Raw genomic sequence first — 15,367 nt, 5'->3', positions numbered from 1 at the left:
CTAGTATTCGCGCGTCTTGATGGTGCGCCTGATGAACTTGCTGTTCTCGGGAAAGTCGCGGTCGAACTCCGCATCGGCACAGCGCTGATTGAGATCGGCGGCGACCGTCTGCTCCGCGGCATCGATGGACGGCATGGCTCGTACCCGCGTTACAGGAAAATAGCCGTTGTCCTGTAACGCGGGCAGCCGAGCCCCACAAACGAGAAAGGGCGTCCGCGCGGGTCACGCGCGGACGCCCTTTTCATCGACTGGCCGGTTGGTTCAGGCGGTGCCGACCGTGGCCTTGACGATCTTGTCCGGCGAGCGGGGCGGCTCGCCCTTGTTGAGGCTATCCACCACGTCCATGCCTTCGGTCACCTTGCCCCAGACAGTGTATTGCTTGTCGAGGAAGCGGGCGTCGCCGAAGCACAGGAAGAACTGCGAATTCGCCGAATGCGGGAAGTTGGTGCGGGCCATGGAGCAGGTGCCGCGCACATGCGGCTCGTCGTTGAACTCGGCCTTCAGGTCCGGCAGATCGGAACCGCCCGAGCCGGTGCCCGTCGGGTCGCCGGTCTGGGCCATGAACCCGTCGATGACACGGTGGAACGGCACGCCGTCATAGAATCCCTGTCCCGCCAGCGTCTTGAGACGCTCGACATGGTTGGGGGCGAGATCCGGGCGCAGCCCGATGACGACGCGGCCCTTGGTGGTTTCGAGGATGAGGGTTTCGGTATCGGCCATGGGGTCAGACTCCTTGTCCCTGGGGACCTTGGTAGATGAACCGCAGGGCGATCGGGCGCCCCGCGATGGCGGCGCCGAGCGCCGGCGTGATCGCGACCGGCGTGCAGCGCCGGATCGCGTCGAGGGTTGAGCGGGTCAGGATGTCCCTGCCGCGATGATCGGCATTCTGCATCGAGAAGGTGATGCGAGGCTCGCCGATGACGGACCCGTCGCGGCGGAGCGCGAAACGGGCGGTGATCTCGGTGCGCGGGAAGCCGGCGAGGCCTTGTGGCACCTCCCAGCAGGCGGCGAGTCGGGGGTAGAGCTCCTGGAGCGTGTCGGCCGGACTCGCGGCGATGCCGCCCTCCGGGGCCTGCACCGTCGAGCGCAGGGACGCGGGCGGCGTAAGCGGCAGTCCGGCTCCCGCCAGGGCAGCCGATGCAAAAGCCGCCGCGAGCGGGAAGGCGACCGCCGACCCAGCGACCGCAAGGCGCGTCATACGCCTCACTGTCGCGCCTCCGCTCATTTGGCGCCTTGGGCCATCTGCATCTTCACGATCTTGTCGGGGTTCTGGACCGCGCCGCCCGGAGCGCCCGCCGCTGCCTTCTTGATCTTGTCGACGACCTCCATCCCAGAGGAGACCAGCCCGATCACGGTGTACTGGCCGTTCAGGAACGGCGCATCGCCGAGGCAGATGAAGAACTGCGAGTTCGCCGAGTTCGGATCCGACGAGCGGGCCATGCCGAGGGTGCCGCGCCGGAACGGCGATTGCGAGAATTCGGCCGGGATGTTCGGCAGGGAGGAACCGCCGGTGCCGTTGCCCTTCGGGTCGCCGGTCTGCGCCATGAACCCGTCCATGACGCGATGGAACTTCAGCCCGTCATAGAAGCCCTTCTTGATGAGGGTCTTGAGCTGGGCCACGTGCTGCGGCGCGAGATCGGGGCGCAGCTCGATGGTGACGCGGCCGTCCTTGGTGTCGAGATAGACCGTGTTGTCGTCCGCCGCCCGTGCCACGGGCGCGAACCCGATCATGGCGGCAAGCGCCAGGGACAGGAAGGCGGTCCGCCGATGGAGGGTCCGATGAGTCATGAGGGGGCGGTCTCCGGTCCGTTGAAGTGGGTGGATGGAAGGGATCAGGCTTGCGCGAAGCGCGCGGCGAGCCGTTCCGCCACGAGGGGAGGAACGAAGGGCGAGACATCGCCGCCCATGGCCGCGATCTGGCGCACCAGGGTGGCGGTGATCGGCCGAACGCCGGTGGAGGCGGGCAGGAAAACGGTCTGCACCTCCGGCGCCATGGCGCCGTTCATGCCGGCGAGCTGCATCTCGTAGTCGAGATCGGTGCCGTCGCGCAGGCCGCGGATGAAGATGCTGGCGCCCGAGCGCCGTGCGGCCGATACCGCCAGATCGTCGAAGGTGACGATGTCGAGGCTGGCGTCCTCGGCCTCCGCCAGGGGCGCGCAGGTCGCCCGCAGCAGATCCGCCCGTTCCTCGGGCGAGAACATGGGGGCCTTGCCCGGATGCACGCCGATGGCGATCACCAGATGCTGCACGAGCCGGCATGCCTGACGGATGACGTCGAGGTGTCCGTTCGTGACCGGATCGAAAGAGCCAGCGTAGAGCGCGGTGCGGATCATCACCGGTGGGCGTAGAGCATTTCGCCCCGAAACGGAACCGCCCCCGACCATCGCGGCCCGATGGCGAATCCTCCCGGCAATGGACCGGCGCACAAAAAAGGGCGGATGCCCCGATGGAGCGCCCGCCCGAAGTTTCGGTCTTCGAAGTCTGGTCGACGACGACCGGCTTATGGATTCGCGAGGCGAAGTGCCGGAACGTCAGAGCCTTTTCGCAACTCCACACTGCGCCGAACGTCTCGTTCGGTCCGGCGCGGATCGTGGAGCGATATCTCTCTAAGGCCGAACATATCCGTGCATCGCCGCGCCGAATATGACTTGGCTGCAACACCGAAGATCAGCGACCGAAACGAGAATGCAGGCCAAGTCTTGCGACATGACCGGCATTCGTGTCGAAAGTTTTCAGACTGATCCCGAATGATTCCAGATCAGTTGGAATAAGGCCTCTTTCAGGGGGCGTCGCCGGCGGGATCGATTGCCGTCACCTCTCCGGCATCGTCCTCACCATCGCCTTCACCCTCGATATGCTCGACCGAGACCACGCGCTCGGTCTTCTCGGTGTTGAACACCGTGACCCCCTGCGAGGCGCGGCCGACGATGCGGATATCGTCCACCGGTACACGGATGAGTTGTCCGGCATTGGTCACCAGCATGATCTGGTCGGAGGGCTGGACCGGGAAGGAGGCGACGAGGTTGCCGTTGCGCGGGTTGACCCGCATGGCGGTGATGCCTTTGCCACCGCGACCCGAGATCCGATACTCGAAGGACGAGCTGCGCTTGCCGAAGCCGCGCTCGGAGAGGGTGAGCACGAATTGCTGGGCCGCGCCCATTTCGGCGTAGCGCTCCTGCGAGAGAAGCGGCGCATCGGTGGCGATGTCCTCGGAATCGGCATCGCCGCCCTCGGTGTCGCCGATCACGGCCCGCTGCATTTTCAGGAAGGCGCCCCGCTCCTCGGGCGTCGCCTCGAAGCTGTTGAGGATCGTCATCGAGATGACGCGGTCGTCCTGCGCCAGGCTGATGCCGCGCACGCCGGTTGAATCGCGCCCCTTGAACACGCGGACATCCTCCACGGGGAAGCGGATGCATTGGCCGGCCTGCGTGGTGAGCAGGACGTTCTGGTCGGCGCGGCAGATCTCCACGTGGACGATGTGGTCGCCCTCGTCGAGCTTCATGGCGATCTTGCCGGCGCGGTTCACCTGCACGAAATCCGAGAGCTTGTTGCGCCTCACGCCTCCGCTGGCGGTGGCGAACATGACGTCGAGCGTCTCCCAGGAGGCTTCGTCCTCGGGCAGCGGCATGATCGTGGTGATGCGCTCGGTGCCCGCATCCATGGCGAGGATGTTGACGAGCGCCTTGCCGCGCGCGTTGGGGGCGGCCATCGGCAGGCGCCAGACCTTCTCCTTGTAGACCTGCCCCTGGTTCGAGAAGAACAGGACCGGGGTGTGGGTGCTGGCCACGAACAGGCGGGTGACGAAATCCTCGTCGCGGGTGGACATGCCGGAGCGGCCCTTGCCGCCCCGGCGCTGGGCCCGGTAGGTCGAGAGCGGTACGCGCTTGACGTAGCCGGCATGGGACACGGTGACGACCATGTCCTCGCGCTGGATCAGGTCCTCGTCCTCGACGTTCGAATCCCAGTCGAGGATCATGGTCTTGCGTGGCGTGGCGTAGGCCTCGCGCACTTCGCGCAGCTCGTCCTTGACGATGGTCATGATGCGCAGGCGCGAGCGCAGGATGTCGAGGTAATCGGCGATCTCGTCGGCGAGCTTCTGGAGCTCGTCGCCGATCTCGTCGCGGCCGAGAGCCGTGAGGCGCTGCAGGCGCAGGTCGAGGATGGCGCGGGCCTGGATCTCCGAGAGACGATAATTGCCGTTCTCGTCCACGCGGTGGCGCGGGTCGTCCACCAGGGCGATGAGCGGCGCGATGTCGAGGGCCGGCCAATGGCGGCCCATCAGCGCCTCGCGGGCGGTATTCGGATCGGGCGAGGTGCGGATGAGGCGGATGACCTCGTCGATATTGGCCACCGCGATGGCGAGGCCGCACAACACGTGGGCGCGCTCGCGGGCCTTGCCGAGGAGGAACTTGGTCCGCCGCGAGACGACTTCCTCGCGGAAATCGACGAAGGCCGTGAGCAGGTCCTTCAGGTTCATCAGTTCGGGGCGGCCGCCGTTGAGCGCCACCATGTTGCAGCCGAACGAGGATTGCAGCGGCGTGAAGCGGTAGAGCTGGTTCAGCACCACGTCGGCCATCGAATCGCGCTTGATCTCGATGACGATGCGCATGCCGTCGCGGTCGGATTCGTCGCGCAGGTCCGAGATGCCCTCGACGCGCTTCTCCTTCACCAGCTCGGCGATCTTCTCCATGAGAGTCGCCTTGTTCACCTGATACGGGATCTCGGTGAAGATCAGCGCCTCGCGCTCCTTGCGCAACTCTTCCACATGGGACTTCGCCCGCATGATCACGGAGCCGCGCCCGGTGGCGTAGGCCTGCCGTACGCCGGCGCGGCCGAGGATCGAGCCGCCGGTGGGGAAGTCGGGGCCGGGGACGTATTCGGTCAGCTGCTCGATGCTGAGGCCGGGATCGTCGATGAGGGCGATGCAGGCGTCGATGAGTTCACCGAGATTGTGCGGCGGGATGTTGGTGGCCATGCCCACCGCGATGCCGCCGGCCCCGTTGACGAGGAGGTTCGGGAAGCGCGCGGGCAGAACCTTCGGCTCCTCGCGCGACTCGTCGTAGTTCGGCTGGAAGTCGACGGTGTTCTTGTCGATGTCGGCGAGCAGCGCGTTGGCGGGCTTGGCGAGACGCGACTCGGTGTAGCGCATGGCCGCCGGCGGATCGCCGTCCACGGAGCCGAAATTGCCCTGCCCGTCAATGAGCATGAGCCGCATCGAGAAGTCCTGGGCCATGCGGACCAAGGCGTCGTAGATCGATTGGTCGCCATGCGGATGGTAGAGGCCGATCACGTCGCCGACGATGCGGGCCGACTTGACGTATTTCCGCTCGGGCAGGTGCCCGCTCTCATAGGCCGAGTAGAGGATGCGCCGGTGCACCGGCTTCAGGCCGTCCCGCGCGTCGGGCAGCGCCCGGCTCACGATCACGCTCATGGCGTAATCGAGGTAGGAGCGGCGCATCTCGTCGGTGATGGAAACGGGCTTGATGTCCGAGGCGGGCGGCGTCGCGCCGGCGCCGGTATCGTCTTTCTCTGCCAAGGTCTTCGATCTCTGCCTGTGACGGTCCCGGCTGGCCGGGTCCGCGTGGAGCGACGGGCGCTACGGAAAGTTGGGGCGGGGCGTTCCGCGTGGCCTCTAAAAGGCCGGCCGCGTCACGTCCTGGCTCGGACGTCCGTCATACGCCATCCAGTGCCGCTGCGCCACCGCCACGCATCGCGACGACATCGACAAACCCCATGCGTCGCAAGCGCTTGCGATACCGATCCCGGCGAATGCGCGCCTGTCGGCTTCCAGCCTCTTTCCCGGGCGGGTGGAGCCTCGGCGGAACCCGATCCGGGGCCTCTCTCGCCGCGTCTCGAGGCGGCCTGAAAGGCGGCGTAAGAGCGCCGTTCCCCTCACCCCGCCGCGGCGCCCGCGAAATCGGACATCTCGTAGAGCGGCCGGATCTCGATCTCGCTCGGGCCGGGCATCGGATTGGGACAGCGCTTCACCCAGTCCAGCGCTTCCGCCATGTCCTTCACTTGCCAGAGCCAGAAGCCGGCGACCAGCTCCCCGGTCGAGGCGAAGGGGCCGTCGCTGACGGTGCGGGAGGCGCCGTCGAAGGCGACCCGCTTGCCCTTTGCGGACGGGTGCAGACCCTCGCCGGCGAGGAGGATGCCCGCCTTGGCGAGTTCCATGTTGAACTCGCCCATGGCGGTGAGCACGTCGAGGGACGGCATGATCCCCGCCTCGCTGTCCGCGGTCGCCTTGACCAGAACCATGACGCGCATCGATTCGCCTCCCCTGCTCGATCGAGCCCATGGAAGCACGAAGGCACGGTTCGTGTGAACTAACAGACCGCTGGGCCGGTTACCCGACGCCATCGATCCCGCCGCATCCATCGACAGGGGCAAAGTCATGCTCACTCGCCCGAAAGCCGTCGCTTTCGACATCATCGGCACCGTGTTCAGCATGGAACCGATGCGGCCCGCCCTGGTGGCGATGGGCCTGCCGCCCCTTGCCCTGGACTTCCTCTACACCGCCGGCCTGCGGGACATGTTCGCCCTGGCGGCCACCGGCACCTTCGCGCCCTTCCAGTCAGTCCTGTCGGGGTGCCTGGACGAGGTGCTCGCCATGCACGGCCTCTCCGCCTCGCCGGAGGACAGGAATGCGGTACTCGGCATGATGAAGGCTCTTCCGCCGCACGAGGACGCCAAGGCGGCATTCGAGGTTCTGGCCGATTCCGGCATCCGGGTCTTCGCCCTGAGCAACGGAGCGGTCGCCACCACGACGGGACTGCTCCGCGGGGCAGGCATGGAAGGGCTCGTGGAGCGGGTTCTCTCCGTCGAGGACGTGAAGCTGTCCAAGCCGCGCGCCGAGGTCTATTGCCACGCCGCGCGGGCCGCCGTCCTCGCTCAGGGCGACATGGCGATGATCGCGACCCACCCCTGGGACCTTCACGGCGCCAGGATCGCGGGCCTCATGACAGGCTACGTCGCTCGTGGCGTGCCGTACTCACCTGCCCTCGAGGCGCCGGATCTGTCCGGGGAGACCTTGCTGGAGGTCGCATCGAGGATGGCGCGGATCGCGCCGTCGCAACCCGACGCCTGATGCCTGTTCTCTATCGGGGCACCTGTCCGTCTACTCCAGTGAGCAGCTAGTGGATGCACCAAGCTGCTCGACGTCCGTTCCCTCTATCCGAGAAGGTTCGCATGAGGCGCAACGTACTCCCTCTCCTGTAAGGAGAGGGCTGGGGTGAGGTGTGGTCCATCTTCGAAAAGGTCGCACACCTCACCCTGTCCCTCTCCTTCCAGGAGAGGGGATCCGCGCTGTCCGCGAGATATGTGACTATCGTCGCCGTGAGCGGATTGGGTGGAAGCCCACACGCCTAGCTTCCGATCTGTCGGATGCCGACGACGGGAACGGCAGATCCCTAGAACGGGATATCGTCGTCGAGGTCGTAGTTGGGCTTCGACGCCGCTGCCGCCGGCCGACGCTCGCCGCCCGAGGAACGGCCGCCGCCGTATTCGCCGCCGCGATCGCCGCCCCGGTCTCCGCCACGGCCGCCGCCGTAATCGCCGCCGCGGCTGATCTGGCCGCCGCCCTCGTCGTCGGCGCCCATCTCTCCGCCGCCGCCGCTGCGACCGTCGAGGAGCGTGAGTTCACCGCGGAAGCGCTGAAGAACCACCTCGGTGGTGTATTTCTCCACGCCGGACTGGTCCGCCCATTTCCGGGTCTGGAGCTGGCCCTCGATATAGACCTTCGAGCCCTTGCGCAGGTACTGCTCGGCCACGCGGGCGAGGTTCTCGTTGTAGATCACCACCGCATGCCACTCGGTCTTTTCCTTGCGCTCGCCCGACGCCTTGTCCTTCCAGGATTCGGACGTGGCGATGCGCAGGTTGACCACGGGATCGCCGGAGGCGAGGCGCCGGGTCTCGGGGTCGCGCCCGAGATTGCCCACCAAAATCACCTTGTTGACGCTGCCGGCCATGCCGCTCTCCTCTCGATCGATCTCACTGACGGAAAGGGCCTCACACGCCGTCCGTCCCGTTCGCCCTTCATGAACTTCGGACAGGCGGCCCGCAATCGGGAGGGCGAATTTGTCCCCACCGATCACAGGTCGATGTTCTATCTTTGTTCGTTTTGACGCGCAAGGATCCCGCGCTTGGCCGTCACGCGATCCGCACAAGCATCTTGCCGAAATTCCGGCCCTTCAGCAGCCCGATGAAGGCCTCCGGTGCTGCCTCCAACCCGTCGACGATGTCTTCCCGATGCTGGATGCGCCCTTCCCTCAGCCAGGTTCCGACCTCGCTCAGGAACTCCTGCTCCTGGTCGGCGAAATCCCACACGATGAAGCCGCGCAGGGTCAGGCGCTTGGTCAGGATGGCCCGCATGACGACGGGGCTGCGGTCCGGCCCCGGTGGCAATTCGGTGAGGTTGTAGCCCGAGACGAGGCCGCAGACGGGGATGCGGGCGAAATCGTTGAGGAGCGGCAGCACGGCGTCGAACACCGGGCCGCCGACATTCTCGAAATACACGTCGATCCCATCGGGGCAGGCGGCGGCCAGCGCGCCGGGCAGGTCGTCGGTGCGGTGATCGACGGCGGCGTCGAAGCCGAGCACGTCGGTGAGGTAGGCGCATTTCTCAGGGCCGCCCGCGATGCCGACGGCGCGCGCACCTTTCAGCTTCGCGATCTGGCCAACGAGGGAGCCCACCGGACCGGCGGCGGCGGCGACCACCACGGTCTCGCCCGACTTCGGCTGGCCGATGGTGAGGAGGCCGGTATAGGCGGTCATGCCCGGCATTCCGAGCACGCCGAGCGCCGTGCTCACCGGGGCGGCGTCGGGATCGAGCTTGCGCAGGCCACGGCCATCGGAGACGGCGAAGTCCTGCCAGCCCCCGAAGGCGGTGACCACGTCGCCCTCGCGGAAATCCGGATGCCGGGAGGCCGCGACCTCCGACACGGTGGCCCCGACCATCGGCGCGCCGATGGCGACCGGCTCGGCATAGGATTTCGCCGCGCTCATCCGTCCGCGCATGTAGGGATCGAGGGAGAGGAGACGGTTGCGGAGCAGCACTTCGCCCTCCCCCGGCGTCGGTGTGCGGCTCTCCTCGAGCCGGAAATGCGCGGCGGTCGGCTCTCCGTGCGGGCGGGAGGCGAGGACGATGCTGCGGTTCACGGCGACCATGATCTGACGCTCCGATTGTAATGACGAATCCGCTGAACGGGCGTGCGGGAATCGAGGGACATGTCGACAAGGCCGATCGGGCGCGGGTGTTCCGCTTGCGGGTTCCGGCACCGCCCGCTTCGAGCGGCGTTGACGGGCATGGGTGCATGCCCTTCAACCCGACCGGTATACCCCGATGACCCGTCCGTTTCTGCCCGCCATGATCGCCGCCATGATCGCCGCCGGGATCGCGGCCATGTCCGGCGTCGCGTCGCAGGCTTTCGCCGACGATCCCCTCGCCGCCCATCGCTGGACATCGCGCGTTCTCGTCATCGTCGCCCCGGAAAGCGGAGATCCGCGGATCGAGGCACAAAGACGCGAGGCGCGGGCATGGCGGGCGGATTACGCGGAGCGCGACCTTGTCCTGGTGGAGGCGATCGGGACAGGCACCGAAGCAAGACGCATCCGCAACCGCTTCGGGATCGGGGAGCGAGACTTCCGCGTGGTGCTGGTGGGCAAGGACGGCGATGCCAAGCTCGTCCAGGCTGCACCGATTCCGGCCGACCGCCTGTTTTCCACCATCGACGCCATGCCGATGCGGAGGGATGAGCGACGGCAGCGCTGAGTGCCGACCAATGGGACGCTCCGGACAGGATGGGCGACGGGGTTGCTTCACTCGCGCGAAGACGTCTGTCCGTCGACGCATCGACACGGCAAAAGCGGATCGGGACGGCGTGGTGTCCCGATCCGGTCTGCCGATGATCGCAGCCCCCGGCCGTCGTACAACTCCGGTCAGATGACGAAGACATCGTCCGTGAGGAGGGGGCTGGGCGCGCTGAAGCTTGAGATCACGACTGCCGACTCGGCGCCGCTCCCATCCTTGTCGTAGTACAAGGTTCGCGTGCTGGTGGAGTAGATCAGCCGTATGTCAACGGTGGCGGCTGTCGTGCTCGACCCGATCTGAAACGCACTGGCGGCAACTTGCCCCTCTGGAAGGGCATTGAACACGTCGCCGTCCAAATGAATGACGTCACCCGCTGCTCCTGCAAGACTTTGAAAGCCTAGAATTGAGTCGATGTTGGTTGCCGTCGGCAGGGTGTTGAACACGATCGTATCGGAATCCGTCACCGATCCTGAAAGAATAATCCTATCGGAGCCCGCCCCCCCATTGATGATGTTGTTGCCAGCGTTCCCCACGATGTAGTTGTCCAACGAGTTTCCGGTCGCGTTGATGTTGTCGATGCCGGCCAATGTCAGGTTCTCGACCTGCAGACCGGCGAGGGAGAAGGTCACTGCCGACGTCACCAGATCCATCCCGCCGTTGGTCGCCTCCACGACTTTGTCACCGCCCGAATCGACCGTGTAGGAATCGTTGCCCCCGAGACCGATCATCACGTCGGCGCCCGCGCGGCCATCAATTACATTGGCATCGTCGTTGCCGGTCAGGGTGTTCGCCAGTGCATTGCCGGCGATACTCGAGCTCACGCCTCTTGCGATCACCGTCAGGACGAAGTTCTCGATGTTGTCGAACGTGCCGAGATCGCCATCCATGTTCGATCGGATTGTATCGATGCCGCCGTTCCTGCCCTCGACGAGGGTATCGCCGTAAAATGCAAGGATGACCTCCCCGGTAACGGGATCGGTTCTATTTTCGTAGACGGGTATGCTGATCACGTAGGTGTCGTCGCCCGCGCCGCCGACGAGGAGGTCCGAGCCCGCACCGCCATCGAGGTAGTCGTTCCCGTCCCCACCGTGGAACGTGTCCTCAGCTCGGCTCCCGTAAAGACGATCGTCTCCAATGCCGCCGTAGACGATGCTCTCGACCGTCCTGCCCTCGCGTCCTTCGTAGACGTCGTTGCCGCCGCCCAGGGCGATATCGCCGACCATCGTCCCCTTGTTCACGATCCGGTCGGCAGCAACGTTGTTGTCGCCGCCGTAGAAACTGAACTGCTTGCCCTCGATGTAGCCCGTGTTCTTCACGACCAAGCCTTCGGTGTCGCCTCCCGCAAGGGAATGAGCGATGCCGTAATCCATGGCGAGGATGTCGCCCTTGTTCTCGATGGTGGATTTTGTCGTCTTCGAAACACCCGACATGAGGATCCCATAGCGGTGACCCTCGATCTTGCCATCGTTGTGAACGAGACTGGAATATGCCGTCACCGAGACACCCGCTCCATTCACGGCGTTGATCTGGGCGTCCGGGTAGATCCAGACACGCTGATCGCGATCGACGGCCCTGTTGTCGCCTAAGAGAACCCCGTCGGTGTCAGCGATGATCCACCCTCTGAGCATCACGTCATGGTTGCTGCCGAGGCCGCGTACTCCCTCGGCGTAGCTCGACGTGATCGTGCCGCCGAGGATGACGACATCGGTTAGCTCAGTCGAAATCGGTGACAGCTCGATGCCGGCCGCACCAGCAGCCTCCGCGGCAATGCTGCTGCTGACATATCGTGTGCCCATCGCCTGATCTCACTTCCCACTACCGAGGCCTGATTACTATTCGCACTTGCTGTCCGGGGTATTTCCCCGATCGTGTCATGACAGAGTGGTGTAGCGGTCGGCACCGTGATGATTACCACAGTCAAAGGGGGGGGCACATCACTCACTTGGGGGATATGGTCTCAGAGCGGATCCTACGTCCCATGAATACTGCGTCGGAGCCAAGTGGACTGGAAGCTTCTCGTCGTCGCAGACATTGCTTGGCAAACCAATTACGGCGGTAACGCTACGCAGAAGCCGCGAGCCTGGAAATAGCGCCCCCTGGAAAAGAAAAGGGGCCGCGCGAGGCGGCCCCTTCCGATTATTCTTGTCTGCATAGGCCGAGCGAAACCGCTCAGTAGCAGCGCTCGATCAGAACGCGGCGAGGTCCGTAGGGAGTCCAGCGGGTGCGCGGGACGGTGTAGCATTCGCCGCCGTACCCACCATAGGCGGCAGGAGCGTAGCCGTAGCCATAGGCCGGGTATCCGCCATAGCCACCGTAGCCGCCATAGAGTCCGCCGGCGGCGAGGCCGAGGCCGACACCGAGGCCGAGACCACCGAGGCCGTAACCGTAGCCACGGCCGTAACCGCCGCGCCAGCCGTAGCCGCGATGTCCACCCCAGCCGCCGCGATAACCGAAGCCTGCGCTCCGGAAGCCGCCGCGATAGCCGCCGAAGCCGCCGTGACCGAAGCCCCCACGGCCAAAGCCGCCATGGGCGAAACCACCGCGCCCGAAGCCGCCATGGCCAAATCCACCACCATGGCCGAAGCCACCGTGGCCACCCCAGCCGCCGCGGGCTTCCGCCGTCGCCGGGATCATCGCCAGAGCGCCGACCATCGCGGTCGCTGCCAGAACAATGCGTTTCATCGTCTTGTCTCCAAAGACAGGTTCTTGTCCCCAGTGGCTATAGAACACCCAGGGTCCCTGAACGGTTCATGGCACATTTTGTCCCGCACGCGTCGGGCCGATCACAGGTCGGTGAGAGCGGCGGTCGGCACGCCTTGAAAACGCCTCCCGTTTCGGGCGAGGACACCGCGCGCCACTCTCGTCCGCACGGGAGGGCGGATGATGGCTCCGCCTCGGGATTCAACGATGATGTCACTGCGACGCGCATTTGCCGGAGCCATGCTGTTCGCGTTCGCTGCGGGGCTCGCTTCCCAGCCCGCGCGGGCCGCGCCCGCCGTCGCGTCGCCGTGCAAGGCGGTTCAGTCCGAGGGTGAGACCTTCACGGTCTGCACGGTGGATCTGCGCCGCGAACGGGTGCGGGTGTTCTGGCTCGGCGCCGACGGCCTGCCCTATTCGTCGCTCTCGACGCTGGGGGAAAAGATCGGGCCGAAGCTGAGCTTCGCCATGAACGGCGGCATGTACGATAAGGGCCAGGCGCCGGTGGGCCTCTATGTGGAGGAGGGCCGCGAGATGAAGGGCGTCTCCACCGCCAACGGGCCGGGCAATTTCCACCTCAAGCCCAACGGCATCTTCTACGTGAAGGGCGAGCGCGCGGGCGTCACCGACACGGCGCGCTACCTGCGCCAGAAGATCAAGCCGGATTTCGCCACCCAATCGGGGCCGATGCTGGTGATCGACGGCAAGATCCACCCGAAGATCTCCAGCGACGGGCCTAGCCAGAAGATCCGCAACGGGGTCGGCGTCCGCGACGACGGCCGCACCGCCATCTTCGCCATTTCCGAGCGCCCGGTGACCTTCGGTTCCTTCGCCCGCCTGTTCAAGGACACGCTCGGCTGCGCCAACGCCCTGTTCCTCGACGGCAGCGTGTCCAGCCTCTACGCGCCGGGCATCAACCGCTCCGACATCAGCCGGCCGCTGGGGCCGCTGGTGGGAGCGGTGGCGAAGTAGCGCTCCCGGCGGGATCGCGGTTCAGGCCAGCCGCGCCCGCTTGCCGAAGGCGACCCTGAGCCGCGCCTTGGCGAGTTCGGCGATCTCGGTCATCGATTCGATCCGCACCATCGGCATCTCCGCCCCGATGAGGCTCTTCGGTTCGAACGTGAAGAGCAGATGGCGAACGCCAATCTCCAGGGCCGTCACCCCGTCGGATTGGGTGAGATCCTCGCCGAAGATCTCGATGAGCGGCCCGTCCGGGTCGCCCTTCTCGATCTGGATGATGAAGTAGCCGGCGGGCTCGTCCTCGTCATCCGCGCCGGAGATCAGGCTGATGCCGTTCTCCTCGTCGTAGCGGACGCGCTGCACCGTGATCGTCGTGATGTCGTCGTCCATGGTCTTTGCCTGAAATCGGGTCAGCGTTGCCCGAACTGGGTGTCGCGGAACAGGGTCTTGAACTGGCGCGGCTGGCAGCGCCAGTACTGCTTGGGCGCACTCACCTGCGCGCCGAGTTCGGCCGCCGCATGCCAGGGCCAGCGCGGATCGTACAGCATGGCGCGGGCGAGCGAGACCGCATCGGCCTTGCCCTCCGCCAGGATCGATTCCGCATGGGCCGCCTCGGTGATGAGGCCCACCGCGATGGTGGTGAGCCCGGTCTCGGCCTTCACCCGCTCGGCGAAGGGAACCTGATAGCCCGGCGAGAGCGGGATCTCCTGGCGCGTCGAGAGGCCCCCGGTGGAGACGTGGATCGCCGCCGATCCGCGCCGCTTGAGCGCATGGGCCAGTTCCACGGTCTCGTCGAGCGTCCAGCCGCCCTCGACCCAGTCGGTGGCCGAGACCCGCATCCAGACCGGCTTACCGGCTGGCACCACCTCACGCACCGCCTCGAAACATTCCAGCGGAAAGCGCATCCGGTTCGCGAGGCTGCCGCCGTAATCGTCCGTGCGCTGGTTGGAGAGCGGCGAGAGGAACTGGTGCAGCAGGTAGCCGTGGGCGCCGTGGAGTTCGAACCCGTCGATCTCGATGCGCAGGGCGCGCTTGGCCGTCGCCACGAACCCGTCGCGGATGCGCTTCAATCCCTCCGCGTCGAGGGCATGAGGCGGCACCTCGCCCTCGCCATGGGTAACGGCGGAGGGCGCCTCCGGGCGCCACCCGTCGGGCGCCTCGGGATCGATCTGCGAGCCGCCGTCCCAGGGAGCGCGGCTGGAGGCCTTGCGGCCGGCATGGTTGATCTGGATCGCGATGGGGATCGGCGCCCGGAGCCGCACCGCATCGAGCACCCGGCCCAGCGCCAGCTCGGTCTCGTCTGAGTAGAGGCCGAGATCGGTGGGCGAGATCCGCGCCTCCGGCGAGATGGCGGTGGCTTCTAGCGTCAGCAGGCCCGCGCCCGACATGGCGAGCTGCCCCAGATGCATCAGGTGCCAGTCGCCCGCCTGACCCGCATGGGCCGAATACTGGCACATGGGGGCGACGATGATGCGGTTGGCCAGCGTCAGGCCATCGAGGGACAGGGGCTCGAACAGGCATGCGGTCATGTGCGGGCTCCGGCTGTGGCTGACAGCCTAGATGGAGCACACGCGTCGCCCGCGCCAGGGATGGACGGGCCACATCCGTGTTTCCCGGACGCCCAGAGCGTCTCCGACTAAGATATTCACACATCTGGCGGCCAGCACCGGCTCCCTCTCCTGGAAGGAGAGGGAGCCGGTCGCGCCTCATACCGAAGATCCTCTTGGATAGAGGAACAGCCGTCGAGCAGATGGGTAAGCCCAGGAGGCGTCACCGACGGGTGATCCGGGATCCAGCGCAAGCCGTGCAGCGTTAGCGGCTCCCCTCGTCGCCGCGAGCATGGCGCTGCACATCCTCTTCGTTCGGCCCCCGGATCGGGTTCCGCTGGCGCCCCACCCGTCC

16 protein-coding genes are annotated in these 15,367 nt (G+C 66.2%); 3 read left to right on the top strand and 13 right to left on the bottom strand.

The genetic code is table 11. From position 1 onward, the window contains the following. From ASF26_RS23655 to ASF26_RS09510, 7 genes are all read right to left on the bottom strand, one after another. On the bottom strand, window positions 1–135 hold the full coding sequence (locus tag ASF26_RS23655) for a hypothetical protein (RefSeq protein WP_280136350.1): 135 nt from the start codon (window positions 133–135) through the stop codon (window positions 1–3). A 126-nt stretch (window positions 136–261) separates the two neighbouring features. Next, window positions 262–720, bottom strand: a complete 459-nt coding sequence (locus ASF26_RS09535) for a peptidylprolyl isomerase (RefSeq protein WP_018043013.1) — start codon at window positions 718–720, stop codon at window positions 262–264. 4 nt (window positions 721–724) lie between these two features. Beyond that, on the bottom strand, window positions 725–1,198 hold the full coding sequence (locus tag ASF26_RS09530; RefSeq protein ID WP_156462930.1) for a hypothetical protein: 474 nt from the start codon (window positions 1,196–1,198) through the stop codon (window positions 725–727). A 23-nt stretch (window positions 1,199–1,221) separates the two neighbouring features. Next, window positions 1,222–1,788: a peptidylprolyl isomerase gene (locus ASF26_RS09525; RefSeq protein ID WP_018043011.1), complete on the bottom strand. Its 567-nt coding sequence runs from the start codon at window positions 1,786–1,788 to the stop codon at window positions 1,222–1,224. 44 nt (window positions 1,789–1,832) lie between these two features. Further along, window positions 1,833–2,333 (bottom strand): pantetheine-phosphate adenylyltransferase, encoded by a 501-nt coding sequence (gene coaD, locus ASF26_RS09520; RefSeq protein ID WP_056252642.1) that lies wholly within the window; start codon window positions 2,331–2,333, stop codon window positions 1,833–1,835. Between the two features lie 446 nt (window positions 2,334–2,779). Continuing rightward, window positions 2,780–5,536, bottom strand: coding sequence for a DNA gyrase subunit A (gene gyrA / locus ASF26_RS09515; RefSeq protein ID WP_056252638.1), 2,757 nt, complete (start codon window positions 5,534–5,536; stop codon window positions 2,780–2,782). 356 nt (window positions 5,537–5,892) lie between these two features. Beyond that, complete coding sequence (locus ASF26_RS09510; protein WP_056252635.1) at window positions 5,893–6,267, bottom strand: YciI family protein; 375 nt, start codon at window positions 6,265–6,267, stop codon at window positions 5,893–5,895. Window positions 6,268–6,394: 127 nt separating this feature from the next. On the opposite strand from ASF26_RS09510, the gene ASF26_RS09505 reads away from it, so the two are divergent. Continuing rightward, window positions 6,395–7,087 carry an HAD family hydrolase gene (locus ASF26_RS09505; RefSeq protein ID WP_056252632.1) on the top strand — a complete coding sequence of 231 codons (693 nt, stop codon included), beginning with the start codon at window positions 6,395–6,397 and terminating at the stop codon, window positions 7,085–7,087. A 322-nt stretch (window positions 7,088–7,409) separates the two neighbouring features. Here ASF26_RS09505 and ssb read toward each other — a convergent pair whose 3' ends face one another. Continuing rightward, window positions 7,410–7,967, bottom strand: coding sequence for a single-stranded DNA-binding protein (gene ssb / locus ASF26_RS09500; RefSeq protein ID WP_056252630.1), 558 nt, complete (start codon window positions 7,965–7,967; stop codon window positions 7,410–7,412). 181 nt (window positions 7,968–8,148) lie between these two features. Next, window positions 8,149–9,165 (bottom strand): NADP-dependent oxidoreductase, encoded by a 1,017-nt coding sequence (locus tag ASF26_RS09495; protein ID WP_056252628.1) that lies wholly within the window; start codon window positions 9,163–9,165, stop codon window positions 8,149–8,151. Between the two features lie 175 nt (window positions 9,166–9,340). On the opposite strand from ASF26_RS09495, the gene ASF26_RS09490 reads away from it, so the two are divergent. After that, complete coding sequence (locus ASF26_RS09490; protein WP_244475878.1) at window positions 9,341–9,769, top strand: DUF4174 domain-containing protein; 429 nt, start codon at window positions 9,341–9,343, stop codon at window positions 9,767–9,769. 167 nt (window positions 9,770–9,936) lie between these two features. Here the strand turns inward: ASF26_RS09490 and ASF26_RS09485 are convergent, their stop codons facing one another. Beyond that, the gene (locus tag ASF26_RS09485; RefSeq protein WP_056252623.1) at window positions 9,937–11,604 is read right to left on the bottom strand and encodes a calcium-binding protein; all 1,668 of its coding nucleotides are present in this window, start codon (window positions 11,602–11,604) and stop codon (window positions 9,937–9,939) included. Between the two features lie 373 nt (window positions 11,605–11,977). Beyond that, entirely contained in the window at window positions 11,978–12,490 is a 513-nt protein-coding gene (locus tag ASF26_RS09480) for a hypothetical protein (protein WP_056252620.1), read from the bottom strand. A 228-nt stretch (window positions 12,491–12,718) separates the two neighbouring features. On the opposite strand from ASF26_RS09480, the gene ASF26_RS09475 reads away from it, so the two are divergent. Continuing rightward, window positions 12,719–13,477 (top strand): phosphodiester glycosidase family protein, encoded by a 759-nt coding sequence (locus tag ASF26_RS09475; RefSeq protein WP_056253309.1) that lies wholly within the window; start codon window positions 12,719–12,721, stop codon window positions 13,475–13,477. 21 nt (window positions 13,478–13,498) lie between these two features. Here ASF26_RS09475 and ASF26_RS09470 read toward each other — a convergent pair whose 3' ends face one another. Together ASF26_RS09470 and ASF26_RS09465 are read right to left on the bottom strand one after the other, a co-directional pair. Continuing rightward, complete coding sequence (locus ASF26_RS09470) at window positions 13,499–13,855, bottom strand: hypothetical protein (RefSeq protein WP_056252616.1); 357 nt, start codon at window positions 13,853–13,855, stop codon at window positions 13,499–13,501. 20 nt (window positions 13,856–13,875) lie between these two features. Further along, on the bottom strand, window positions 13,876–14,994 hold the full coding sequence (locus ASF26_RS09465) for an NADH:flavin oxidoreductase/NADH oxidase (RefSeq protein WP_056252613.1): 1,119 nt from the start codon (window positions 14,992–14,994) through the stop codon (window positions 13,876–13,878). Between the last annotated feature and the right edge of the window lie 373 nt (window positions 14,995–15,367).

This window comes from Methylobacterium sp. Leaf93, assembly GCF_001422345.1.
In the GTDB taxonomy this organism is placed as follows: Bacteria; Pseudomonadota; Alphaproteobacteria; order Rhizobiales; family Beijerinckiaceae; genus Methylobacterium; species Methylobacterium bullatum.
The sequence above is the reverse complement of the archived record's forward strand: the minus strand, read 5'-3'. Positions and strand labels throughout refer to the sequence as shown.

Bases quoted from the DNA above. Each gene is read 5' to 3' on its own strand.
- ASF26_RS23655 (WP_280136350.1), bottom strand. From the start codon at position 135: ATGCCGTCCATCGATGCCGCGGAGCAGACGGTCGCCGCCGATCTCAAT.
- ASF26_RS09535 (WP_018043013.1), bottom strand. From the start codon at position 720: ATGGCCGATACCGAAACCCTCATCCTCGAAACCACCAAGGGCCGCGTC.
- ASF26_RS09530 (WP_156462930.1), bottom strand. From the start codon at position 1,198: ATGACGCGCCTTGCGGTCGCTGGGTCGGCGGTCGCCTTCCCGCTCGCG.
- ASF26_RS09525 (WP_018043011.1), bottom strand. From the start codon at position 1,788: ATGACTCATCGGACCCTCCATCGGCGGACCGCCTTCCTGTCCCTGGCG.
- coaD (WP_056252642.1), bottom strand. From the start codon at position 2,333: ATGATCCGCACCGCGCTCTACGCTGGCTCTTTCGATCCGGTCACGAAC.
- ASF26_RS09510 (WP_056252635.1), bottom strand. From the start codon at position 6,267: ATGCGCGTCATGGTTCTGGTCAAGGCGACCGCGGACAGCGAGGCGGGG.
- ASF26_RS09505 (WP_056252632.1), top strand. From the start codon at position 6,395: ATGCTCACTCGCCCGAAAGCCGTCGCTTTCGACATCATCGGCACCGTG.
- ssb (WP_056252630.1), bottom strand. From the start codon at position 7,967: ATGGCCGGCAGCGTCAACAAGGTGATTTTGGTGGGCAATCTCGGGCGC.
- ASF26_RS09495 (WP_056252628.1), bottom strand. From the start codon at position 9,165: ATGGTCGCCGTGAACCGCAGCATCGTCCTCGCCTCCCGCCCGCACGGA.
- ASF26_RS09490 (WP_244475878.1), top strand. From the start codon at position 9,341: ATGACCCGTCCGTTTCTGCCCGCCATGATCGCCGCCATGATCGCCGCC.
- ASF26_RS09485 (WP_056252623.1), bottom strand. From the start codon at position 11,604: ATGGGCACACGATATGTCAGCAGCAGCATTGCCGCGGAGGCTGCTGGT.
- ASF26_RS09480 (WP_056252620.1), bottom strand. From the start codon at position 12,490: ATGAAACGCATTGTTCTGGCAGCGACCGCGATGGTCGGCGCTCTGGCG.
- ASF26_RS09475 (WP_056253309.1), top strand. From the start codon at position 12,719: ATGTCACTGCGACGCGCATTTGCCGGAGCCATGCTGTTCGCGTTCGCT.
- ASF26_RS09470 (WP_056252616.1), bottom strand. From the start codon at position 13,855: ATGGACGACGACATCACGACGATCACGGTGCAGCGCGTCCGCTACGAC.
- ASF26_RS09465 (WP_056252613.1), bottom strand. From the start codon at position 14,994: ATGACCGCATGCCTGTTCGAGCCCCTGTCCCTCGATGGCCTGACGCTG.